The organism is Acidovorax sp. LjRoot118, from assembly GCF_964253575.1.
Lineage (GTDB): Bacteria > Pseudomonadota > Gammaproteobacteria > Burkholderiales > Burkholderiaceae_C > Acidovorax.
This window is the reverse complement of sequence record NZ_CAXURB020000001.1, coordinates 6,844,108-6,865,825: the sequence shown is the minus strand read 5'-3', so window position 1 is coordinate 6,865,825 and position 21,718 is coordinate 6,844,108. Positions and strand designations below refer to the sequence as shown.

The 21,718-nt window shown below is 67.4% G+C and carries 22 protein-coding genes; 19 read left to right on the top strand and 3 right to left on the bottom strand.

The window, feature by feature from the left end:
• Nucleotides 1-14 precede the first annotated feature (14 nt).
• A complete protein-coding gene (gene flgA / locus ACSQ9E_RS32260; protein WP_057204087.1) occupies nucleotides 15-755 on the bottom strand; it encodes a flagellar basal body P-ring formation chaperone FlgA in 741 nt (246 codons plus the stop codon).
• 215 nt (nucleotides 756-970) lie between these two features.
• Between flgA and flgB the strand changes: the two genes are divergently transcribed.
• The 13 genes from flgB to ACSQ9E_RS32195 all read left to right on the top strand — a co-directional run bounded on the left by flgB (nucleotide 971) and on the right by ACSQ9E_RS32195 (nucleotide 13,713).
• Entirely contained in the window at nucleotides 971-1,462 is a 492-nt protein-coding gene (flgB, locus tag ACSQ9E_RS32255; protein WP_057204086.1) for a flagellar basal body rod protein FlgB, read from the top strand.
• 30 nt (nucleotides 1,463-1,492) lie between these two features.
• Nucleotides 1,493-1,897, top strand: a complete 405-nt coding sequence (flgC, locus tag ACSQ9E_RS32250) for a flagellar basal body rod protein FlgC (protein ID WP_057204085.1) — start codon at nucleotides 1,493-1,495, stop codon at nucleotides 1,895-1,897.
• A gap of 18 nt (nucleotides 1,898-1,915) precedes the next feature.
• On the top strand, nucleotides 1,916-2,569 hold the full coding sequence (locus ACSQ9E_RS32245; protein WP_436220134.1) for a flagellar hook assembly protein FlgD: 654 nt from the start codon (nucleotides 1,916-1,918) through the stop codon (nucleotides 2,567-2,569).
• 51 nt (nucleotides 2,570-2,620) lie between these two features.
• Complete coding sequence (gene flgE, locus ACSQ9E_RS32240) at nucleotides 2,621-3,901, top strand: flagellar hook protein FlgE (protein ID WP_057204083.1); 1,281 nt, start codon at nucleotides 2,621-2,623, stop codon at nucleotides 3,899-3,901.
• A gap of 35 nt (nucleotides 3,902-3,936) precedes the next feature.
• Nucleotides 3,937-4,677: a flagellar basal body rod protein FlgF gene (locus ACSQ9E_RS32235; RefSeq protein ID WP_057204082.1), complete on the top strand. Its 741-nt coding sequence runs from the start codon at nucleotides 3,937-3,939 to the stop codon at nucleotides 4,675-4,677.
• A gap of 27 nt (nucleotides 4,678-4,704) precedes the next feature.
• Nucleotides 4,705-5,487 carry a flagellar basal-body rod protein FlgG gene (flgG, locus tag ACSQ9E_RS32230; protein ID WP_057204081.1) on the top strand — a complete coding sequence of 261 codons (783 nt, stop codon included), beginning with the start codon at nucleotides 4,705-4,707 and terminating at the stop codon, nucleotides 5,485-5,487.
• A gap of 38 nt (nucleotides 5,488-5,525) precedes the next feature.
• Complete coding sequence (locus ACSQ9E_RS32225; protein ID WP_057204080.1) at nucleotides 5,526-6,239, top strand: flagellar basal body L-ring protein FlgH; 714 nt, start codon at nucleotides 5,526-5,528, stop codon at nucleotides 6,237-6,239.
• A gap of 86 nt (nucleotides 6,240-6,325) precedes the next feature.
• Nucleotides 6,326-6,955: a hypothetical protein gene (locus tag ACSQ9E_RS32220; protein ID WP_436220133.1), complete on the top strand. Its 630-nt coding sequence runs from the start codon at nucleotides 6,326-6,328 to the stop codon at nucleotides 6,953-6,955.
• Between the two features lie 128 nt (nucleotides 6,956-7,083).
• A complete protein-coding gene (locus ACSQ9E_RS32215) occupies nucleotides 7,084-8,238 on the top strand; it encodes a flagellar basal body P-ring protein FlgI (RefSeq protein WP_428003357.1) in 1,155 nt (384 codons plus the stop codon).
• Nucleotides 8,239-8,240: 2 nt separating this feature from the next.
• Nucleotides 8,241-9,167, top strand: coding sequence for a flagellar assembly peptidoglycan hydrolase FlgJ (flgJ, locus tag ACSQ9E_RS32210; RefSeq protein WP_057204077.1), 927 nt, complete (start codon nucleotides 8,241-8,243; stop codon nucleotides 9,165-9,167).
• Nucleotides 9,168-9,183: 16 nt separating this feature from the next.
• The gene (gene flgK / locus ACSQ9E_RS32205; RefSeq protein ID WP_057204076.1) at nucleotides 9,184-11,115 is read left to right on the top strand and encodes a flagellar hook-associated protein FlgK; all 1,932 of its coding nucleotides are present in this window, start codon (nucleotides 9,184-9,186) and stop codon (nucleotides 11,113-11,115) included.
• 28 nt (nucleotides 11,116-11,143) lie between these two features.
• Nucleotides 11,144-12,403: a flagellar hook-associated protein FlgL gene (gene flgL, locus ACSQ9E_RS32200; protein ID WP_057204075.1), complete on the top strand. Its 1,260-nt coding sequence runs from the start codon at nucleotides 11,144-11,146 to the stop codon at nucleotides 12,401-12,403.
• Nucleotides 12,404-12,480: 77 nt separating this feature from the next.
• Entirely contained in the window at nucleotides 12,481-13,713 is a 1,233-nt protein-coding gene (locus ACSQ9E_RS32195) for an HDOD domain-containing protein (RefSeq protein WP_436220132.1), read from the top strand.
• 16 nt (nucleotides 13,714-13,729) lie between these two features.
• On the opposite strand, the gene cls is transcribed toward ACSQ9E_RS32195, so the two are convergent.
• A complete protein-coding gene (gene cls / locus ACSQ9E_RS32190; RefSeq protein WP_436220286.1) occupies nucleotides 13,730-15,181 on the bottom strand; it encodes a cardiolipin synthase in 1,452 nt (483 codons plus the stop codon).
• A gap of 110 nt (nucleotides 15,182-15,291) precedes the next feature.
• A complete protein-coding gene (locus tag ACSQ9E_RS32185) occupies nucleotides 15,292-16,758 on the bottom strand; it encodes a PLP-dependent aminotransferase family protein (protein ID WP_436220131.1) in 1,467 nt (488 codons plus the stop codon).
• Nucleotides 16,759-16,906: 148 nt separating this feature from the next.
• Between ACSQ9E_RS32185 and ACSQ9E_RS32180 the strand changes: the two genes are divergently transcribed.
• From ACSQ9E_RS32180 to ACSQ9E_RS32155, 6 genes are all read left to right on the top strand, one after another.
• Nucleotides 16,907-17,521 carry a LysE family translocator gene (locus ACSQ9E_RS32180; protein ID WP_057204071.1) on the top strand — a complete coding sequence of 205 codons (615 nt, stop codon included), beginning with the start codon at nucleotides 16,907-16,909 and terminating at the stop codon, nucleotides 17,519-17,521.
• A gap of 2 nt (nucleotides 17,522-17,523) precedes the next feature.
• A complete protein-coding gene (locus ACSQ9E_RS32175) occupies nucleotides 17,524-18,480 on the top strand; it encodes a DMT family transporter (protein ID WP_057204143.1) in 957 nt (318 codons plus the stop codon).
• Between the two features lie 5 nt (nucleotides 18,481-18,485).
• Nucleotides 18,486-18,815: a DHCW motif cupin fold protein gene (locus ACSQ9E_RS32170; RefSeq protein ID WP_057268645.1), complete on the top strand. Its 330-nt coding sequence runs from the start codon at nucleotides 18,486-18,488 to the stop codon at nucleotides 18,813-18,815.
• A gap of 79 nt (nucleotides 18,816-18,894) precedes the next feature.
• On the top strand, nucleotides 18,895-20,106 hold the full coding sequence (locus tag ACSQ9E_RS32165) for a PLP-dependent aminotransferase family protein (RefSeq protein ID WP_200963986.1): 1,212 nt from the start codon (nucleotides 18,895-18,897) through the stop codon (nucleotides 20,104-20,106).
• A 5-nt stretch (nucleotides 20,107-20,111) separates the two neighbouring features.
• Nucleotides 20,112-20,738, top strand: coding sequence for a glutathione S-transferase (locus ACSQ9E_RS32160; RefSeq protein ID WP_436220130.1), 627 nt, complete (start codon nucleotides 20,112-20,114; stop codon nucleotides 20,736-20,738).
• A 28-nt stretch (nucleotides 20,739-20,766) separates the two neighbouring features.
• On the top strand, nucleotides 20,767-21,627 hold the full coding sequence (locus ACSQ9E_RS32155; RefSeq protein ID WP_057268643.1) for a PhzF family phenazine biosynthesis protein: 861 nt from the start codon (nucleotides 20,767-20,769) through the stop codon (nucleotides 21,625-21,627).
• The last annotated feature ends 91 nt before the right edge of the window (nucleotides 21,628-21,718 follow it).

The window sequence follows — 21,718 nt, the reverse complement described above, 5'->3', positions numbered from 1 at the left end:
GCAGGCGGGATGAATCAAAGGGTAACGTCAACCGTCCCATTTTCACCCACAATACCAGAGATGGTACGGCCATTGTCCATGCGTACACGCACAGTCTGCCCTACGGCGCCCGCAGAGAGTGCCTGCCCTGCCGAGGTTACCGCATAACCCGGCCCTTGCGCCACCACCCGCACCTGGGCGCCGGCCTTGAAAATGCTCGGTGCACGCACCATCGGCTGGCGCAAGGCCTGCCCTGCCACCAGGGGGCGTGAGGCGATCTGGCCGACCCACTGGTCGGGATTGGCCACGATGGCGGCCGCATCGGCCGCCCAGTCCACCTCGGCCTCGGTGGCGTCATTGGCGCTCAACACGGCACCGGAGGACACATTGCCCGTCAGCACCCACGCCGGACCCCAGGCCTTGACCGTGACGGGCAGGAACACGTTCCAGGCGGTCTGCCCTTCCACGCAGCGCAGGCCCAGCCGGGTGCGGCCCCACAGGCGCGAACCTGCCGGCAGATAGGGTTCGACCCGGGCGCAGGGGGCCAGGCGCAACCGGCTGTCCAGCGCACCAATGCTCACCTCCATGCGCAGCGGCAGGCCGGCAGGCTGGTTGCGCGTGATCGCATCGTCCAGCCAGCGCTGGGTCAGGGCGGGCAGGTCTGCGGCGGGGTCGGCCACTGCCTGGGCCTGGGCCATGCCAGCGGCCAGCACGCAGGCCAGTGCGGCCAGCGCGGTGCGGCCGGCCGTGAACAGGGATGGGAATGCTGATGCCATGGGGCGCCTCCTGGTACGTCAGTGCGGCCCTGCGACACGGTGCAGGGGCCATTTCACGACCATCACTGTAGGCCCCCTGGCCGCCGCCGAACCCCCGAACTGCGGCCCCAAACGCGGGCTCTTCGCGCTTTAGAAAATCCGGGCGGTTTTCATAATCGAGCCACGCCAGAAAACCGTTTTTGCTGGCGCTTTCGCAACCTGGACGTGAGGCAGACATGCTTGACAAGATGACCAACCGGCTGGACTTCCACGGCAACGCACTGATCCTGCGTGCCGAGCGCCAGCGCGCCATCGCCAGCAATATTGCGAATGCCGATACCCCCGGCTACGTCGCACGCGACTTCAAATTCTCCGACGCGCTGAGCAACGCCACGGGCGAGCGCTCCTCGTTCACCGAATCGCCACACCGCCTGTCCACAACCACGCTGGGCAGCTCCGGCTACACCAGCGAGCGGCCCACGGTCACCATCGGCACCGATCCGCGGCACATCGCCGCCTCCTCTGCCGACCCGGGCACTTCGGCCGAGCTGGGGAGCAAGGGCAAGTTGGCCTATTCCGTGCAGACCCAGCCCAGCCTGGACAACAACTCGGTGGACCTGGACCGCGAACGCGCCGCCTTCGTGGACAACGCCGTGCGCTACGAAGCCACGCTGCGCTTCATCAACGGCAACGCCAAGACCATGCTCAGCGCCATCCAGGGCCAGTAAGCCCCATAGCGATAGAAGAGGCACCCCACCATGTCCATGTTCTCCATCTTCAACGTTTCGGGCAGCGCCATCAGTGCGCAGTCCCAGCGCCTGAACGTCGTGGCCAGCAACCTGGCCAACGTCGATGCAGTGGCCGGCCCCGACGGCAAGGCCTACCAGGCCCGCCAGGTGGTCTTTCGCACCACCAACATGGGACAGGAAGGCTCAGACGGCGTGCGCGTGAGCGCCATCACCGAAAGCAATGTGCCCGGCCGCAAGATCCACGACCCCAGCCATCCTTCTGCCGATGAGCAAGGCTACGTGACCCACTCCAACGTGAACGCCGTGGAGGAGATGGTGAACATGATTTCAGCGTCGCGCTCGTACCAGAACAACGTCGAGGTGATGAACACGGCCAAGTCACTTCTGCTCAAGACCCTGCAGATGGGCCAGTAACCCCGGGAGACCCTCGCCATGATCCTCAGCGCCACCAATGCCGCCCCCACCGCCGACACCGCCAATGCCAAGGCGACCGCGGCCAACGACCCTGCGGCCTCGCAGGACCGGTTCCTCAAGCTGCTGGTTGCGCAGCTGAACAACCAGGACCCGATGAACCCGCTGGACAACGCCCAGATGACCTCGCAGATCGCACAGATCAACACCGTCACCGGCATCCAGCAGCTCAACACCACCATGCAGAGCATGGCCGCGCAGTTCAACTCGCTGCAGGTCATGCAGGGCACGACCCTGGTCGGGCGCAACGTGCTGACCGAAGGCACGGGCATGACCGTGGCCGATGGCGTGGGCAAGGCCGGTTTCGAGATTCCGTACGCCGCCACCAAGGTGCAGGTGGAAGTCGTGACGCCCGGCGGCCAGGTGGTCGATACCCTGGACCTGGGCCCCAAGGACCAGGGGCGCCACAACTTCGAATGGGATGCGAGTGCCTACAAGGGCAGCACTGCGGGCCTGCAGTTCCGCGTCAAGGCGGTCAATGGCGCCACCACGCTCGAATCCACGGCCCTCACCCTGTCCAAAGTCACGGCGGCAGGCGCCACCGACGGCCAACTGGTGCTCACGCTGGCCAACGGCAAGAACATCAACTACAGCCAGATCAAGTCGCTGGTCTGACGCCCCAACCGCCCACTCTTCACTGAACACGCCCCCTCCAAGGAGAACACCATGAGTTTCCAGCAAGGCCTCTCCGGCCTGAACGCCGCCAGCAAAAACCTCGATGTGATCGGCCACAACATCGCCAACTCCAACACCGTGGGTTTCAAGGCATCGCGTGCTGAGTTTGCCGAAATGGTGGCCAATGCCATCGGCTCGGCCGGGGGCTCCAACGCCGGCATCGGGGTGGAAACCGCCAACGTGGCGCAGCAGTTCACCCAGGGCAACCTGACCATCACCGGCAACAGCCTGGATGTGGCGATCAACGGCAACGGCTTCTTCACGCTGCAGCTGCCCGACGGCTCCTCGGCCTATACCCGCGCCGGCAATTTCAAGCTGGACAAGGTGGGCAACATGGTCACCAACGACAACGCCAAGGTGATGGGTTACCCCATTGATCCGGCCACGGGCCTGCGCACGGGCACCGACCCGATTCCCATGGTGTTCCCCACGTCCGAACCCATCCCCGCCAAGCAGACCACGAAGATCACTGCGGCCTTCAATCTGGACGCGCGCGCCACCGACGCCGCTGGCGACCCGGCCGCCACACCACCCGTGCCAGCCACCCCGCGCGCCACCTACGGCACCTCGATCAACGTGTTCGACAGCCAGGGCGTGGCCAAGCCGGTCAACCTGTACTTCCAGAAGACCGCCACGGACAACACCTGGGACGTGTACGACACCCTTGACGATCCCACGGCTGTGCCGCCCGTGGTGGGCACGGCCATCGGCCAGATCACCTTCGACAACAACGGCGTGATCACCGGCCCGGCCGCCACGCCGCCGGCCACCGGCTTCTCGCTGGCGCTCAGCGTGAACCCCACACCGCCCAACCCGAACAACCTGCCCGCCTACAACGTGGACGTGAACCTGGACGACGTCACGCAGTTCGGCCGCAAGTTCGCCGTGTCCGACCTGTCCCAGGACGGCTACACCGCAGGCGACCTGACGGGCATCAACGTCGAGAACAACGGCATGATCATGACGCGCTACTCCAACGGCGTCACCCGCGCCGAGGGCCAGATCGCGCTGTCGAGCTTTCGCAACACCCAGGGCCTGGCCTCGGTGGGCGGCAACAACTGGGTCGCCACCTTCGAATCGGGCCAGCCGGTCACCGGCACGGCCACCGACGGCAACTTCGGCGCCCTGCGCTCGGGTGCGCTGGAGGACTCCAACGTGGACCTCACGGCCGAGCTCGTGAACATGATGACCGCGCAGCGCAGCTACCAGGCCAACGCGCAGACCATCAAGACACAGGACCAGATCATGTCCACCCTGGTGAACCTGCGCTGATCCAGCGCATGACCTCCTGACCGCAGAGAAACGCCATGGACCGCATCATCTACACCTCCATGACCGGGGCCAACGCCGCTGCCCACCGGCAGGCGGTTCTGGCCAACAACCTGGCCAACGTGTCCACCAACGGCTTTCGCGCGGAGATGTCCACCTTCCGCTCCGTACCGCTGCAAGGCGACGGCTCCACCACGCGCGTGTTCGCGCTGGAGGCCACCTCGGGCCACGTGGACACGCCCGGTCCCGTGCAACGCACGGGCCGCGCCCTGGATGCCATGCCCATCGGCAAGTCCTGGTTTGCCGTGCAGGGCCTGGATGGCGTGGAGGCCTACACCCGCAACGGCGGCCTGGAGGTCTCGCCCACGGGTGCCCTGCTCACCAACACCGGCCTGCCCGTGCTGTCCGACGGCGGCGGCCCCATTGATGTGCCGCCAGGCTCGGAGGTCTCGCTGGGTTCGGACGGCACGCTCACCGCCAAGACAGCAGGGCAGCCCCCCGCTGCCATCGGCCGCCTGAAACTGGCCACGCCCACCCCCGAAGACCCGCTCAAGCGCGGCGATGACGGGCTGTTTCGCACCACCTCTGGCGACCCGCTCCCCAACGACGCCAATGCGCGCCTGCTGGCAGGGGCCATCGAGGGCTCCAACGTGAACGCGGTGGAGACCATGGTCGGCATGATCGCCGCCTCGCGCCAGTTCGAGCAGCAGATCAAGATGCTGCAGACCGCCGAAACCAATGACAAGGCCGCCAGCCAGCTGCTGAGCATCAACGGCTGACCATCCCCATAAGCGCAAGGAAACGCCATGATCAACTCCCTGTGGATTGCCAAGACCGGCATGGAAGCCCAGCAGACCCAGCTGGACGTCATCTCCCACAACCTGGCCAATGTGTCCACCACCGGGTACAAGCGCGCCAATGCGGTGTTCGAGGACCTGATCTACCAGAACCTGCGCCAGGTGGGCGCCCAGACCACCGAGCAGAACCAGTTGCCCACCGGCCTGCACCTGGGCCTGGGGGTGCGCACCGTGGCCACCGCCCGCAACTTCATGCAGGGCAGCATGCAGCAGTCCAACAACAACCTGGACGTGGCCATCAAGGGCAACGGCTTCTTCGAGGTCACGCAGCCCGACGGAACCATCGGCTACACCCGCGACGGCTCGTTCCAGCTCGACTCGCAGGGCCGCCTGGTGAACTCCAGCGGACTGCCGATTGCCAATGGCATCACCGTGCCACCGAATGCCACCAGCGTGACCATCAGCGCCGAAGGCGCCGTGTCCGCCACGGTACCGGGCAACACCGCACCGCAGCCCCTGGGCAACCTCGCCATGTCCACCTTCGTGAACCCAGGTGGCCTGGAGCCGCGCGGGCAGAACCTGTTCATCGAAACCGCCGCATCCGGCCAGCCCCAGCAGGGAACGCCCGGCACCAACGGCCTGGGCACCGTCATGCAGGGCTACCTCGAAACCTCCAACGTGAACGTGGTGCAGGAGCTGGTGACCATGATCCAGACCCAGCGCGCCTACGAAATGAATTCCAAGGCCATCCAGACCTCGGACCAGATGCTGGCCAAGCTGAGCCAGATGTAAGCAGACAGGCCACAAGCCCTTGCGCCAGGACCCTCGCCATGACATTCCTCTCCACCTTGCACCACAGCGCCCGCACCCGTCTCCTTGCATGGCCGGCCCTGGCCGCCGCCGTGCTGAGCGCAGGCTGCGCCAGCATGTCCCCGCCCCCCCCCGTGGACATCCTGCCCACCGCGCCGCCGCCCCTGGCCATGGCGCCGCGCACGCCACCGCCAGTCACCGGCGGCCTGTTCCACACCGCCAGCTACCGCCCCTCGTTCGAGGACCGGCGCGCACGCCTGGTGGGCGACAACGTCACCATCCAGATCGTGGAGAACGTGACGGCCAGCCAGAAATCCTCGTCCACCGTGGACCGCACCTCCAAGGTCAGCAGCGGCGTGACGGCACTGCCGTTCACCGGCCAGAAGTTCACCGACAAGCTGGGCGTGGGGGCCAACTCGGAAAATGCTTTTGAAGGCAAGGGCGGCACGGAGAGCGCCAACACCTTCCAGGGCTCGATCACGGCGATCGTCATCGACGTGCTGCCCAATGGCCATCTGGTCGTGGCCGGCGAAAAGCAGATCGGCGTGAACCAGAACGTGGATGTGCTGCGCTTCTCCGGCACGGTGGATCCGCGTGCCCTGCAGCCCGGCTCCATCGTGGCTTCCACCCAGGTGGCCAATGTGCGCGTGGAATCGCGCGGGCGCGGCGCCCAGGGCGAGGCCCAGGTCACCGGCTGGCTGGGCCGCTTCTTCAACACCGTGACACCGTTCTGATACAAAATGTGACCAAGCGCAGGCGACCTGCCCCGACCAGGGCAGGCGGCGCAGCGCCCCTTTCGCATTCAGACCCGAGGTTCACGATGTCTTTTTTCCGCAGCTCCCTGGCGTGCGGCCTCACGGCCCTGGCCGCTGCATTCGCGCCAGTTGCCCAGGCGCAGCCGACCACCTATGCCTACTCCGTGGCGCTGACACTGGCCGCGCCCAAGGGCTCGGCTGCCGAGGCCGCCTCCAAGAACAAGACCCTCCCTGCAGGCATCAAGTTCTCGCCCTGCGACGCCACGGCACTGGACCAGTTCGCATTCACCATCAAATACGACGCCGGCAAGGCCGCGGTGGGCACCACCCCGGGCACGCTGCAGAACGTGTATGTGATCTTCCACCGGGACGGCAGCTTCGTCTTTCCCCTGGTGCGCTCGCCGCTGATCACCACCGGCGCCATCTTCAAGGTGTACGTGGCACCCGGCAACATCCAGACGACGGACGCCTACACCGCCGTGTCCGACAACCTGGGCGGGGCGCAGACCGAGGTGATCCTGGGTGGCAACCTCACGCTGCACGGGCTGGACTCCGGCGTCTGGCTGGTCACGGCCATCATCGCGCCGGCCGCCACGGTGAACTTCGACGATCCGCGCACCTGGAGCGCCTGGGACACCCTGCCATTCATGCTGCGCAAGCCCTGGAAGGGCTTCACGAACAGCTATTGCGAGTGATTCGCAGGGGCCTGCCAAAGCCAGGCAGCGCAGGCGGACGGGTGCGAAAAATGTAACCAGGCCCCTCTTCCAAAAGGCGGGTGAATGCGCCTCTTTTTGGCCATTCCCCTGGGCGGCAGCAGCCCACAATGGAGGCCATGAAAGCCTTGCCCTCCCCCTTCCTGGCACACCCCCTGCGCGCGCTGTGGCTCTGTGCCATCGCCCTGGCGCTGGTGTGCGCGGCCTGGCCGGCCCATGCGCTGCGCATCAAGGAAATCGCGGCGGTGCAGGGCGTGCGAAGCAACCAGCTGACCGGCTATGGCCTGGTCGTGGGCCTGGACGGCACGGGTGACCAGACCACGCAGATGCCCTACACCACGCAGGCCATGTCCAACTACCTGCAGCAGATGGGCATCAGCCTGCCGCCCGGCACAGCCTCGCAGCTGCAGCTCAAGAACGTGGCCGCCGTGATCGTCACGGCCCAGTTGCCGGCCTTTGCGCAGCCCGGCCAGCAGATCGACGTCAACGTCTCGTCCATGGGCAATTCCAAGTCGCTCAAGGGCGGCCTGCTGATGGTCACACCGCTGCGCGGCGCCGACGGTGAAATCTACGCCCTGGCCCAGGGCAACCTGGTGGTGGGCGGTGCCGGCGCATCGTCCGGTGGCAGCAAGGTGCAGATCAACCACCTGGCCGCCGGCCGCATCCCCCTGGGCGCCCAGGTGGAGCGCTCTGTGCCCACGCCCCTCAACGAGGGCGACACCATCAGCCTGGGCCTCAACGCCTCCGATTTCCAGACCGCACGCCGCGTGGCCCAGGTCATCAACAGCCGCTTGGGCAATGGCCTGGCTACGGCACTCGACGGCCGTACGGTGCAGGTGCGCGCGCCCAGCGACCCTGGCGCCCGCGTAGGCTTCATCGCCGACCTGGAAGAGTTGCCGTTCGAGCTGTCCGCCCCCGCCGCCAAGGTGGTGATCAATGCCCGCACCGGCTCCATCGTGCTCAACCAGGCGGTGACCCTAGGTTCGTGTGCCATCGCGCACGGCAACCTGTCCATCACCATCAGTTCGCGCCCCGTCATCAGCCAGCCCAACCCGCTGTCGCAGGGGCAGACCGTGGTCGCGCAGCAAAGCGACATCAAGATCAACCAGGAGCCCGGCAACATCATCCAGATGCCGCCCTCGCCCCAGTTGGCCGACGTGGTGCGCGCGCTCAACTCGCTGGGCGCCACGCCCGGCGACCTGCTGGCCATTCTGCAGGCCATTAAGGCCGCCGGCGCACTGAACGCCGAGCTTGAAGTGATCTGACCATGTCCCTCACGCTGCCTTCGTCCTCCACCACCAGCACGTCCAATGCGCTGGCGGCAGACGTTCGCTCGTTGAACGCGCTCAAGTACGAGGCCGGCAACAACAACCCCCAGGCCACCAAGGAAGCGGCCAAACAGTTCGAATCGCTGTTCATGCGCGAACTGATCAAGAGCATGCGCGAGGCCACGATGAAATCCGGGCTCATGGATGGCGCCCAGGGCGACCTGGGCACCGACCTGCTCGACCAGCAGTTGTCGGTGCAGATGGCCGGCCAGTCGGGCGGCCTGTCCGAAGCCATTGCGCGCCAGCTCTCGCGCCAGATGGGTGGGCCAGACCCGTCCTTTTCCACACCCTCCACGGTGAGCCTGTCGCAGGTGCAGCGTCCGGCAGCCGCCAAGGTGAGCGCCAGCCCTGCCAGCACCGAGGCGGTAGGCCAGGCGCCCAAGGGCCGCGACGGCTTCGTGCAGCACCTGAGCGGCACGGCCGAGAAGGTGGCGCAGGAGAGTGGCATCCCCGCGAGCTTCATGCTCGGCCAGGCCGGCCACGAGACCGGCTGGGGCAAGAGCGAGATCAAGAACGCCGACGGCAGCAACTCCTTCAACCTGTTCGGCATCAAGGCCGGCAAGGGCTGGACGGGCAAGGTCGCCGAGATCACGACCACCGAATACATCAACGGCACGCCGCGCAAGGTGGTGGCCAAATTCCGGGCCTACGACTCGTACGAGGATTCGTTTCGCGACTACGCGCGCCTCATCAAGGAAAGCCCTCGCTATGAAAAGGCGCAGTCCGTGGCGCAGTCCGGCTCGGCCATGGCCTATGCCTCCGCATTGCAGAAGGCGGGCTATGCCACCGACCCCGAGTACGCCAAAAAGCTCAGCGGCGCCATCAACAGCGTGCAGCGTGCGCAGCAGCAGCGTGCGCAGGCTTGAGAACACGAGGTAAGCCATGAGTCTGCTCAACGTCGGCGCCCGCGCCCTGCTTGCCAACCAGGTGGCCCTGCAGACTGCAGGCAACAACATTGCCAATGTGAACACGCCCGGCTACTCGCGCCAGAGCGTGGTGCTGCAGACCGTGCAGGGCCAGTTCACGGGTGGCGGCTACATCGGCCAGGGTGTGGACGTGCAGACCATCCTGCGCAACCAGAGCGAGCTGCTCACGCGCCAGTCGGCAAGCGCCGGATCCGTGCAGGCCGGCGACATCGTGCGCGCCGAGCGCCTGCGCCAGCTGCAGGACGTGTTCAGCGGCGGGGCCACGGGCCTTGGCGCCGCCATCAACGACATGATGAACGCCTTCTCGGACGTGGTGAGCTCACCCACCGACATCACGGCCCGCACGCTGGCGCTCACGCGCATGGACGAGACGGCGTCCCGCATGCGCTCGGCTGGCGAGCGTGTCGACGAGATCCAGTACACGGTGAACGAGCAGCTGCAAAGCAGCATCACCGCCATCAACAGCCTGGCCGGCCAGATCGCCGCCGTGAACGAGCAGATCGCACGCGCCAAGGGCAACGGCCAGACCCCCAACGACCTGCTCGACAACCGCGACCAGTTGATCCGCGAGATGAACCAGTACGTGCAGACCACGCAGATTCCTGCGGACGACGGCACGATCGGCCTGTTCGTGGGCGGCAGCCAGCCGCTGGTGCTGGGCACCACGCCGTCGCAGGTGTCCGTGGACGATGCCACGCAGTTCCCTGGCAGCGGCCAGCTCAAGCTGTTCTTCAATCGCCCGGGATCGCCGGCCATCGAAGTGGACGAGAACACCATGGGCGGCGGGTCGGTCTCGGGGCTGCTGCGCTTCAACAACACCGACCTCGCCGAAAGCCGCAACCTGCTCGGGCGCATGGCCATGGCCATCGGCATGACCATGAACGAGCAGCACAAGCTCGGCCTCACGCTGGACGGCCAGATGGGCAAGGACCTGTTCTCTGTGCCGGCCAGCATGCCCGGCCTGACCAATGGCGTGGGCGTCGGTACGGTGGGCTTCACGGATCCGACCAAGTTCGCCGCCTCCGACTACGAGATTCGCTTCACCACCGGCACGGCCGGCCAGGTGGTGCGCCTGTCCGACGGCAAGGCCACGGCCTTCACCGACGCCGCCAACCTGGCGACGCTCACCATCGACGGCCTGCAGTTCAACCTCACCACGCCAGGCGCGCCGGGCGAGCGCATGCTGTTCCAGCCCTTCAGCACGGCGGGCTCCAACATCAAGGCGCTGGTGTACTCGCCACGCGACCTGGCGGCGGCCAACCCCATCAATGCGGCCATGGGCACCACCAATGGGGGCACGCTGCAGCTGGCAGGCCTGAAGGCCACGGCCAATGGCCTGGTGGCGCCGCCCATTCCCGGCGGCGTGACGCTGACCTTTGCCGCCGGCCCGCCCACCACCTACACCGTGACGGGATCGACCACGCCACCTTCGGGCACGGCCGGCCTGCCCTACACCTCGGGCACGCCCATCACCATCGACGGCTGGGAGATCAAGCTGCAGGGCACGCCCAAGTCCGGCGACACCGTGAAGGTGGGCAACTCCCTGGACCCCCAGTACGGCGACAACTACACGCGCAACGCCGGCAACGCCACATCGCTCATGAACCTGCGCGACGTGAAGATGTTCGACGAATCCACGCTCAGCGACGGCTATGCCGGCCTGATGGCCCAGGTGGGCACGCGCACCCAGAGCGCCACGTTCGCCGCCGAGCTGTCCACCACCATCGCCGGCAACCTGGAACGCGACCGAACGGCGGTCTCGGGCGTGAACCTCGACGAAGAAGCGGCCAAGCTGATCCAGTACCAGCAGGCCTACCAGGCATCCGCCAAAATGCTGCAGATTGCACAAAGCGTCTTCGACACCCTGATGCAGGGTCTGACGCGATGATGTTTGAGAACAGGTCCAGGAGTTCGACATGAGCAATACCCTTTACCGCCTTGGCACCGCCAACATGTACGACAACGCGCTGCGCAACCTGGGCGCGCGCCAGACCAACCTGTCCAACCTGCAGGAGAATTTGACCTCTGGCAAGCGCGTCGTGCGCGCCAGCGACGATCCGGTTTCGGCCGCGCAGGCCGAACGCGCACTCACCCGCATCACCCGCATCCAGACCGAGCAGCGCGCCCTGGAAACCCAGCGCAATGCCATCGCGCAGGCCGAGTCCTCGCTGGGCGATGCCATCGGGCTGGTGCAGAGTGCCCGCGAACTGATGGTCAGTGCCGGCAGTCCGGCCCTCACCAGCAGCGACCGCGCCACCATCGCCAACCAGTTGCAGGGCATCCGCGAGCAGCTGCAGGAAGTGGCCAATCGCAAGGACACCAACGGCATCCCCCTGCTGGGCGCACTGGGCAGCGCACTGGCGCCTTTCCTGGGCCCACAGTCCACCTCGCCGGACTATCTGTTCAACGGGCAGCCCGGACAGTCGGGCAGCACCGGTGTGTCGATCCCGAACACGCTGGACGGTGAATTCGCCTTCATGTTTGAGCCCCAGCGCGACGGGGCCTACAACGTGCAGGTGAACCCGGCAACCGTCAACAACAACCAGCAGTTGACCACCACCGGCGTCAAGCCGACCAACCTGAGCCTGGTGACCGGAGACAACTACTCCATCGCCTTCAGCGCGGTGGGCCCGGGCGCCACGGTCGGCACCAGCACGGCTACCTACACCATCACCAACACCACCACTGGCGTGGTGTCGGCCCCCGTCGTGGTGCCCGACTATCCGACCGACAAGCCCGTGACCATCTCGGTGACGGGTGTGCCGGGTCTGACCTTCGACATCACCGGTGCGCCAGCCAATGGCGACGCCATCACGCTGCAGCCCACCGCCAGCGTGTTCAGTACACTGGACAGTGCGATCCGCGACATCCGGGCAGCGCCCAACAGCAACGCCGCGACCCAGGCTGTCGGACAGGCCTTGACCAACATCGACATCGGCCTGGACCGCATCAGCAACATGCGCAGTTACTCGGGCGAGTTGCTCAACCGCGCCGACCGCATCACGGGCGACCAGGAAAAGCGCTCGGTCCAGCTCGAAGGCGACCGCTCCCGGGCAGAGGATCTGGATATGATCAAGGGCATTTCGGACTTCCAGAACCAGCAGGTGGGCTACGAGGCAGCACTCAAGTCCTATGCCACGGTCCAGAAGCTGTCCCTGTTCAATTTCATCAGTTAAAGCGGGCCTGCCCACGCCGCAATGTCCTTGCCGGACCGGGGGGGGACAGGCCCCTACGAGACAACGCCTGAGAGCCCATGGTCCAATCCGTCCTCGGCAGCCTGATCCTGGGGTACCGCCCCCTGTGGAATCGCGCCCGCAAGCTTGCAGCCATAGAGCTGTACGTCCAGAACGAATCTCCCGCCAGCATGGTGGACACCGGCCACCTGCTGCGCACGCTGCAGGAGCTGTGGTCGGCCAGCTCGCCCCCCCTGCTGCTGTCGCCCCAGACCCACCAGGTGCTGGCCGACATGCTTGAACATGCGCCCCGGGGCGCCCCGTGGATCGAGGTGCGGGGTGACTGGCTGCAGGATTCGGGCATCTATGCCCTCGTGAAAGCCGCGCACCAGCGCGGCTTGAAGCTGGTGTGGCGCGGCGACATCGGCAAGCTGCCCGAGCCTGCCGTGGCCCAGTGTTTCGACAACAGCCTGCTGAGCCTGACGCCGGCCGACGCGGTAGCCGCCCTGCAGGCCAACCCGCGGCCCGGCAGCCCGGCGGGCAAGGCGCCTGCCCGTGCCGTGAGCCCCATCCTGGCCGGCCAGATGTACGAGAACATCCCCAGCCGTGCCCTCATGGAGCACTGCCTGGACAAGCACAACGCCCTGGCCCTGGCCGGCTGGCCCACGGAAGACGTGCTCTACACCCTGCGGCACACGCCGCAGCAGCCCTCGCACGCGGTGATCGCCAAGCTGCAGAAAGCCATCGACGCCGAGCAGTCGCTGGAGACCTTCGAGGACATCATGGGCGAGGACCCGCTGCTGGCCTACCGCTTCATGGTCTACACCAACTCGGCGGCCCTCGGCCTGCGCACCGGCATCGACTCGCTGCGCCGGGGGCTGGTGATGATGGGCTATGGCTCCATCAAGCGCTGGCTGTCCGACCAGTTGCCCCACGCCAACACCGACCCCAACATGCTGCCCGTGCGCGAATCCATGGTGCTGCGCGCCAAGCTCATGACGCAGCTGCTCAACGCCGGTGTGGAGAACGACCTGCGCCGCGAGATCTACCTGTGCGGCCTGCTGTCGCAGATCGACGAGCTGATGCAGGAGCCCCTGGGCACCATCCTGCACCGCATCCCGCTGTCCGAGCGCATCTACGATGCCACCGTGCTGCGCACGGGCCCCTATGCCGTCAGCCTGCAGATGGCCTGCGCACTGGAGACGGGCGATGCGAGCGCCATCCGCCACCTGTGCGAGACGCAGGAGATGGACCTCGAAGAAGTCAACCGCGGCCTGCTGCGCGTGCTCTCCGACATCGAAGTACAACGCTAGGAGCCCCCTCGAGCCGCTACAGCAGCGGCGAGAACAGACGGGCTGCGGCATCGCCCAGGCGCGGCACGAAGGCCTGGCGGCGGCGCGCCTGCACGGCACTGGAGCTGCGCAGGTCCATCTCGAATTGCCGGGCCAGGGGCAGCGCCAGTGCCGGCCCGTACACCACGGCGCAGACCTCGAAATTGAGCCGGAAGCTGCGGTTGTCGAAATTGGCGGTGCCGATGAAGGCGCATTGGTCGTCCACCAGCATGGTCTTGGAGTGCAGCATGCCGGCCGTGTACTCCCAGACCTTGACGCCCGCAGCAATCAGCTCGTCGAAGTAGGAGCGCGCCGCCGCACTCACCACGAAGGAATCGCTGCGCCGGGGCACGAGAATGCGCACGTCCACCCCGCGCAGCGCCGCGCTGGTCAGTGCCATGAGCGCGGGCTCGCCGGGCACGAAATACGGCGTGGTGAGCCAGACCCGGTCTGCCGCCATGTGGATGGCCGCCACGTACATGCGGTGGATGGCCTCGTTGGCATTGTCCGGGCCCGAGGTGAGGATCTGCACCGGATGGTCGCCCGGCTCGGTGGCGGGCAGCAGTTGCCGGCTCTCGCGCGCCACGGCACCGGGGCCCTCGCCCGTGGTGTAGACCCAGTCTTCCATGAAGGTCATCTGCAGCAGGCGCACGGCCCCGCCCTCGATGCGCAGGTGCACGTCGTGGTAGGCATCGCGCCGGGCGCGCTGGTCCTCCTCGTCGGTGATGTTGATGCCGCCCGTGAAGCCCACGACGCCGTCGCAGACCACGATCTTGCGGTGGGTGCGGAAGTTGATCACCGGCCGCAATCGGCGCCCGATGCGTGATGCATGGAAGAAGGCCACCTGCACGCCAGCCTCCTGCAGCGGTGCCAGGAAGCGCCGATCCAGCCGCTTGGAGCCCAGCGCATCGACCAGCAGCCGCACGATCACGCCCTCTCGCGCCTTGTCCACCAGCAGGTCGCGCAGGGCCGTGCCAATGCCGTCGGGCTCGAAGATGTAGTACTCCAGGTGCACATGGTGGCGCGCGGCACGGATGGCGTCGAAGATAGCGCCAAAGGTCTCGACCCCGTCGACCAGCAGGTCCACCTGGGTGGCGGTGGAGACGCGCAGGTCACAGCTGGCCTCGCCCAGCAGCACCAGTTGCCGCAGGGCCTGGGGTGCGGCGGCCGCCGTGCCGCGCAGGCTGGCAAAGTCGGCATGGGCATACAGCGCCGACTGGCTGCGCATGCGCTTCAGACGCTGCTTGCGCAGCCGCTGCGGGCCGAAGAAGTAATAGACCACGTAGCCCGCGAAGGGCAGCAGCGCCATCGACAGGATCCAGCTCAGCGTGGAGACCGGGGCGCGCTTTTGCAGAATGATCCACACCGCCAGCACGGCGATGTACAGGCTCCAGGCCACGGAGATGGTGGTCAGCAGCCCCTCATGCCCACCGGGAAAGAACTGCACCATGGACTGCAGGCCATCGGTCATTGCGGCCCAGCGTCCTTGTAGGTCCATGGTTCCCTTGCGATCAGATCAAAAGGCCATTGTAGGCAGCGAAGGTGACGGCGCCCGCGCGGTCAGCGGGTTTGCCGGACGATGCGCTCGAAGGTGCGCCAGAACGTGGCGTCCTGCGTGGTCGCGAAGTTGATGCGCATGAGCGTGCTGGGCTTGCGCTCGGCGTGGAACAACGCGCCCGGTGCCAGCAGATAGCCCTCGTCCAGCATGCGCTGCGACAGCGCATCGGTGTCCACCCCGGTATCCACCCAGCCGAACAGGCCCGCCGGGTCGGCCGCGAAGGTGCAACCTGCACTGAGCGCCAGCTTGACACTGCGCGAGCGCGCGGCATCGAGCCGGGTGCGGATGCGCTCGGCATGGCGGCGCAGTTGCCCCTGCTCGATGCACAGCGCCAGGGCCTTCTCCAGCAGCGCGGGCGTGGTCAGGGTGGCCAGCAGCTTGGTATCGAGCAGTTGCTCGACCAGGGCCGGCGGCGCGGCCAGGAAGCCGATGCGCCAGTTGGGCGCAAGAATCTTGGCAAAGCCGCTCACGTAGATGGTGCGCTGCAGGCCGTCGAGCGCCGTCAGGCGCGTGGCATGTTCGGGCGCGATATGGCTGTAGGTGTCGTCCTCGACGATGTGGAAATTGTGCTGGTTGGCCAGCTGCAGGATGCGGTGCGCGCTGCCCGGCGAGAGGCAGTAGCCCGTGGGGTTGTGGAACACGCTCACGCTCACGTAGAGCTTGGGCTTGTGCACCTCGCAGTAGCGGGCCATCACCTCCAGGTCGGGCCCGTCGGCGCGGCGCGGCACCGGCAGGATGTGCATGCCCAGGGCCGCCAGGCGCGCGAACTCCACGGCCCAGCCGGGCTCCTCCACCATCACTGGATCGCCCGGGCGCAGCAGCGTGCGGCTCACGATGTCGAGCGCATGCGTGGCACCCACGGTGGTGATGATGTTCTCGGGCGCGGTGTGCACGCTCAGCTGGGCCAGCTTCTTGACGAGTTGGCGACGCAGCCCGCTGTCGCCCAGCGGCTCGCCGTACTGCAGCGAGTATTCCTGCAGCGCCCGGGTGCTGGTGACCTTGCGCACCGCCGCGGGCATGAAGGTGGATTCGAGCCACTGCGGCGGCAGCACCCCCATGCCGGGCTGGGGCTTGTCGCTGATCTTGTGGAACATGCCCCGGATCAGCGCCGTGGCGTTCACCGGCGGCGAACCACGCCCCGCGCCCCGCGCCGCAAACCAGTGGGCCGTGGTCCAGTTGCCACCCGCAGCCTCCATGGCCACCGCATCCACGGTGGCCGGCGCATCGGCCCCCACGGGGGCCAGCTCGCGCACGAAGAAGCCCCGGTTCTTGCGCGCCTCCACCAGACCCTGGGCCAGCAACTGGTCGTAGGCGGCCACCACGGTGGAGGGGCTCACGCTGTGCTGCAGCGCGCACTGGCGCACCGAGGGCAGGCGCGCGCCCGGCGCCAGCAGCCGGTTGCGGATGCGCTCACCAAAGCGCGCCGAAAGCTGCTCAGTGAGCGACTGGGTGGTGGTCTTCATCAGCATGCGGGAATCCTCACAGGGCCTGTGTACTGCCATAACAACCAATACAGATCACCAACTGCGCTGCTGTACTGTACTGGTTGTGTATTGGTGCAGAAGATTACAGTGAAGGCCAGACGCTGACAAGCCCACGATTCCAAAGCCCCCACCCATGACCGCCGCCGAACTCACTGCCCTGCTGGTCTTCTGCACCGCGATGAGTTTTTCGCCGGGGCCCAACACCACCCTGTCCACCGCGCTGGCGGCCAATCTGGGTCTGCGCCGGGCACTCAACTTCTGCCTGGCCGTGCCCACGGGCTGGACCTTGCTGATGCTGGTGAGCGGCCTGGGCCTGGGCGCCCTGATCACCGGCGTGCCGGCCCTGCGCATGGCCGTGACCTTGCTCGGCGTGGCATACATGCTCTGGCTGGCCTGGAAGCTCAGCCGCGCCGGCCAGCTCTCGGACGTGGACAGCTCCCGCCTGTCCGTCACCTTCTGGCAGGGCGTGGGCCTGCAGTTCGTGAACATCAAGGCCTGGATGCTGGCGCTCACGCTCAGCGCGGGCTGGGTGGTGAATGCCGCCGGCCAGCCCTCGGCCAACCCCGGTGAGCGCCTGGCCATCATCTGCGGGGTGATGATGGTGTTCGCCTTCACGAGCAATTTCGTCTATGCCCTGGTCGGCTCGCTGCTGCGCCAGTGGCTGGCGCAGGGTTCGCGCCTGCTCTGGTTCAACCGCGCGCTGGCCGGGGTGCTGGTGGCCACGGCTGCCTGGATGGTGACGCTATGACCATGAACCACGCTCAGGAACGCGAAGCCCTGGTCTGGGGCCTGGTGGGCGTCACCTTGTTCGCCGCCACGCTGCCGATGACGCGCCTGGCCGTCGGCCCGGTCGATGCACCGCAGCTGTCGCCCTGGTTCGTCACCTTCGGCCGTGCGGCCGTGGCGGGGCTGCTGTCGTTGGCCTACCTGGGCTGGCAGCACGCCCAGGGGCGCCTGCGGGTTCCCGTGCGGTCGCAGTGGCCCGTGCTGGGCGTCACTGCGTTCGGTGTCATCGTCGGCTTTCCGCTGTTCCTCGCGCTGGCGCTGCGGCATGTGCCCAGCACGCACGGGGCCGTGGTCACCGCGCTGCTGCCGCTGTCCACGGCCGTGCTCGGTGCCCTGTGGTTCCGGCAACGCCCGTCGGCCGGCTTCTGGGCCTGCGCCGTGCTGGGCAGCGGCCTGGTGCTGGCTTTCATGGCCTGGCGCGCCGGCGGCTTCTACCTGGGCGCAGCCAACATCTACCTGATCATCGCCATGACCACCGGCGCCCTGGGCTACATCGGTGGCGCGCGCTTGACCCCCAGTCTGGGCGCCGAGCAGGTGATCTGCTGGGTGCTGGCCTGCGCCCTGCCGCTGACCTTGCCCGTGACCTGGTGGTTCGCACCCGCCGTGCCATCGTCCATCGGCACCATGAGCTGGGTCGGGTTTGCCTATGTGGCCCTGTTCTCGATGTGGATCGGCTTTTTCGCCTGGTACCGCGCGCTGGCGCTGGGTGCCGTGCGGGTGAGCCAGATCCAGCTGATCCAGCCGTTTCTGAGCCTGCTGTTCGCGGTGCCGCTGCTGGGCGAGCACCTGGACCTCACCACGGTCGGGTTTGCCCTGGCCGTGATCGCCACGGTGTTCCTGGGCAAGCGCATGCCCGTGCACCAGGCGGCACCGCACGCCCCCGCGACACCGCCCGGCCCCCTTGCGCCCGTGAAGGACTGAGCCCAATGCAGATGAACGACATCCCCTTCGCCGCCACCGACTGGAGCCAGGTCGAGCGCGTCGAGAAGAGCGCCCAGGCCGGCCAGGCCTTCTGGCAGACGCTGCAGTACGGCGAGTTGCGCGTGCGCAAGGTGGAGTACACGCCCGGCTATGTGTCCGACCACTGGTGCACCAAAGGCCATGTGCTGCTGTGCCTGGCCGGCGAGCTGCACACCGAGTTGCAGGACGGCCGACAGTTCACGTTGACTCCCGGCATGAGCTACCAGGTGGCGGACAATGCGGAACCGCACCGCTCCACCGCCCCTTTGGGTGCCACGCTGTTCATCGTGGACTGAAAGTACCAGGGCGCCGTGAAATACCCTTTTTTCTGATGACTTTGCAACAGGTTCTTAGGACCACCGCAGGAGACCGAGAGTGAAACTGAACGACCTTCCCCACACCAGCCCCTGGACCCTGGCGCGCCGCGCCGAGCGCATGAACCCCTCGGTCATCCGCGAAATCCTCAAGGTCACGGAAAAGCCCGGCATCATCAGCCTGGCCGGCGGCCTGCCCTCGCCCAAGACCTTCCCGGTCGAAGCCTTCGCGGCCGCCTCGGCCGCCGTGCTGGCCAACGACGGCCCTTCGGCGCTGCAGTACGCGTCGAGCGAGGGCTTTGCCCCGCTGCGCGAAGCCATCGCCGCCTTCCTGCCCTGGGATGTGGACCCGGAGCAAGTGCTGATCACCACCGGCTCGCAGCAGGGGCTGGACCTGATCGCCAAAGTGCTGATCGACACCGACAGCCGCGTGCTGGTGGAAACGCCGACCTACCTGGGTGCCATCCAGGCCTTCACGCCCATGGAACCCAAGGTGGTGGCGGTGGCCAGCGACGAGCAGGGTGTGCGCATCGATGACCTGGTGGCCAAGGTCGGCACGGGCGCCGACAAGGCACGTTTCCTGTACGTGCTGCCCAACTTCCAGAACCCCACGGGCCGCACCATGAGCGATGCGCGCCGCGCCGAGCTGGTGGCCAAGGCCGCCGAGCTGAACCTGCCGCTGGTGGAAGACAACCCCTATGGCGACCTGTGGTTCGACGGCCCGCCGCCCGCACCACTGACCGCGCGCAACCCCGATGGCTGCATCTACATGGGCTCGTTCTCCAAGGTGCTGGCCCCGGGCCTGCGCCTGGGTTACCTGGTGGCGCCCAAAGCGGTCTACCCCAAGCTGCTGCAGGCCAAGCAGGCAGCCGACCTGCACACCCCCGGCTACAACCAGCGCATGGTAGCCGAGGTGATGAAGGGCGGCTTTCTGGAGCGCCATGTGCCCACCATCCGCGCGCTCTACAAACAGCAGCGCGACGCGATGCTGACCGCGCTGGACAAGGAGATGCAGGGCCTGTCCGTCGAATGGAACAAGCCCGACGGCGGCATGTTTCTGTGGGTGCGCCTGCCCGAAGGCATGAGCGCCATCGAACTGCTGCCCAAGGCCGTGGAGCGCAATGTGGCCTTCGTGCCCGGCGCCGCCTTCTACGCCGACGATGCCGACCACCGCACGCTGCGCCTGTCGTTCGTGACTTCCACAGCCGAGCAGATCGCCACCGGCATTGCGGCGCTGGCAGCGGCCATCCGCGACCACCGGGCACAGGGCTGAGCACCGTGCTGCGCCTGTGGGGACGGCTGTCGTCCATCAACGTCCGCAAGGTGGTCTGGGCCGCGCAGGAGCTCGGCATCAGCCTGCAGCGCACCGATGCGGGTGGGCAGTTCGGCATCGTGCGCGAAGCGCACTACCTGTCCCTGAACCCCAACGGCCTGGTGCCGCTGATCGAGGACGAGGACACGGGCGTCGTGCTGTGGGAGTCGAACCCCATCGTGCGCTATCTGTGCGCCCGGCACGCGCCGGGCGAGCTCTACCCCGAGGACATCGCCACGCGCTTTGCGGCCGAGCAGTGGATGGACTGGCAGCAGACCACGCTGAACCCTGCGGGGCGCGATGCCTTCATCCAGTGGATACGCACGCCGGCCGCGCAGCGCAATGACGCGCTGATCGCCGCATCGGTGGCGGCCACCGAGCCGCTGCTGGACCTGCTGGATGCGCGCCTGGCGCGCCAACCCTTCCTGGCAGGCGAGCGCTTCACCATGGCCGACATCCCGGTGGGCTGCGAGATCCACCGCTGGTGGGGCCTGCCCCAGGAGAGGGCGGCCCGGCCGCACCTGGAGCGCTGGTACCAGGCGGTGAGTTCACGCACCGGTGCGCGCGGCGTGCTCGACCAGGCGTTATCCTGACGGGACCATCCGCCCGCAAGACCGCACCATGCATCCACGCCCCTTCAAGCAGATTGATGTCTTCAGCGACCACCCCGGCGACGGCAACCCCGTGGCCGTGGTGCTGGAGGCCGAGGACCTGAGCGATGCGGACATGCGCCGCTTTGCTGCGTGGATGAACCTGTCGGAAACCACCTTCCTGCTGCCGCCCACCGAGGCCGGCCGCGCGCAGGGCGCCGACTACCGGCTGCGCATCTTCAGCCCCCAGGGCGAGCTGCCGTTTGCCGGCCACCCCACGCTGGGCACCTGCCACGCCTGGCTGCAGGCAGGCAACGCACCGCGCCAGGAGGGCCTGGTGGTGCAGGAATGCGCGCTGGGGATGGTGCGCATCCGGCGCGAGGACCACACCCTGGCCTTTGCCGCGCCGCCGCTCAAGCGCAGCGCGCCCAGCCCGGCGCTGGTGCCGCTGATCGCCAGCGCCCTCGGTGTGCGCCCGGCGCAGATCCTGGGCACGCAGCTGCTGGACAACGGCCCGGTGTGGCTGGGCATGCTGCTCGACAGCGCCGACACCGTGCTCGGCCTGCAACCCGACCATGCGCGCCTGATGGACCTGGGCCAATCGGTCGGGGTGGTGCACGTGGGCACCGGCGCCAGCGACACCAGCCGGCCTGGAGTCGTCGTGCGCGCCTTTGCCGCCCCCATGGGCAACCGTGAGGACCCGGTGACCGGCAGCCTCAACGCCAGCCTGGCCGAATGGCTGATCGCCGAAGGCCTGGCACCGCACCACTACCAGGTGGCCCAGGGCGAATGCCTGGGCCGCGCAGGACGGGTGCACATCCGCCAGGACGGGCACCAGGTGTGGGTGGGCGGGCGCTCCGTCACCTGCATCGAAGGCACGGTGCTGCTGTGAAACCGCCCCGCATCCCGATCCACGCCAGCGGCTGAACCCCGCTCGGTGCCCCCGCTTTGGCTCCCAGGGCCGCCCCCGGCGTGCCCGCTCC

Bases quoted from the DNA above. Each gene is read 5' to 3' on its own strand.
- flgA (WP_057204087.1), bottom strand. From the start codon at position 755: ATGGCATCAGCATTCCCATCCCTGTTCACGGCCGGCCGCACCGCGCTG.
- flgB (WP_057204086.1), top strand. From the start codon at position 971: ATGCTTGACAAGATGACCAACCGGCTGGACTTCCACGGCAACGCACTG.
- flgC (WP_057204085.1), top strand. From the start codon at position 1,493: ATGTCCATGTTCTCCATCTTCAACGTTTCGGGCAGCGCCATCAGTGCG.
- ACSQ9E_RS32245 (WP_436220134.1), top strand. From the start codon at position 1,916: ATGATCCTCAGCGCCACCAATGCCGCCCCCACCGCCGACACCGCCAAT.
- flgE (WP_057204083.1), top strand. From the start codon at position 2,621: ATGAGTTTCCAGCAAGGCCTCTCCGGCCTGAACGCCGCCAGCAAAAAC.
- ACSQ9E_RS32235 (WP_057204082.1), top strand. From the start codon at position 3,937: ATGGACCGCATCATCTACACCTCCATGACCGGGGCCAACGCCGCTGCC.
- flgG (WP_057204081.1), top strand. From the start codon at position 4,705: ATGATCAACTCCCTGTGGATTGCCAAGACCGGCATGGAAGCCCAGCAG.
- ACSQ9E_RS32225 (WP_057204080.1), top strand. From the start codon at position 5,526: ATGACATTCCTCTCCACCTTGCACCACAGCGCCCGCACCCGTCTCCTT.
- ACSQ9E_RS32220 (WP_436220133.1), top strand. From the start codon at position 6,326: ATGTCTTTTTTCCGCAGCTCCCTGGCGTGCGGCCTCACGGCCCTGGCC.
- ACSQ9E_RS32215 (WP_428003357.1), top strand. From the start codon at position 7,084: ATGGAGGCCATGAAAGCCTTGCCCTCCCCCTTCCTGGCACACCCCCTG.
- flgJ (WP_057204077.1), top strand. From the start codon at position 8,241: ATGTCCCTCACGCTGCCTTCGTCCTCCACCACCAGCACGTCCAATGCG.
- flgK (WP_057204076.1), top strand. From the start codon at position 9,184: ATGAGTCTGCTCAACGTCGGCGCCCGCGCCCTGCTTGCCAACCAGGTG.
- flgL (WP_057204075.1), top strand. From the start codon at position 11,144: ATGAGCAATACCCTTTACCGCCTTGGCACCGCCAACATGTACGACAAC.
- ACSQ9E_RS32195 (WP_436220132.1), top strand. From the start codon at position 12,481: ATGGTCCAATCCGTCCTCGGCAGCCTGATCCTGGGGTACCGCCCCCTG.
- cls (WP_436220286.1), bottom strand. From the start codon at position 15,181: ATGGTGCAGTTCTTTCCCGGTGGGCATGAGGGGCTGCTGACCACCATC.
- ACSQ9E_RS32185 (WP_436220131.1), bottom strand. From the start codon at position 16,758: ATGCTGATGAAGACCACCACCCAGTCGCTCACTGAGCAGCTTTCGGCG.
- ACSQ9E_RS32180 (WP_057204071.1), top strand. From the start codon at position 16,907: ATGACCGCCGCCGAACTCACTGCCCTGCTGGTCTTCTGCACCGCGATG.
- ACSQ9E_RS32175 (WP_057204143.1), top strand. From the start codon at position 17,524: ATGAACCACGCTCAGGAACGCGAAGCCCTGGTCTGGGGCCTGGTGGGC.
- ACSQ9E_RS32170 (WP_057268645.1), top strand. From the start codon at position 18,486: ATGCAGATGAACGACATCCCCTTCGCCGCCACCGACTGGAGCCAGGTC.
- ACSQ9E_RS32155 (WP_057268643.1), top strand. From the start codon at position 20,767: ATGCATCCACGCCCCTTCAAGCAGATTGATGTCTTCAGCGACCACCCC.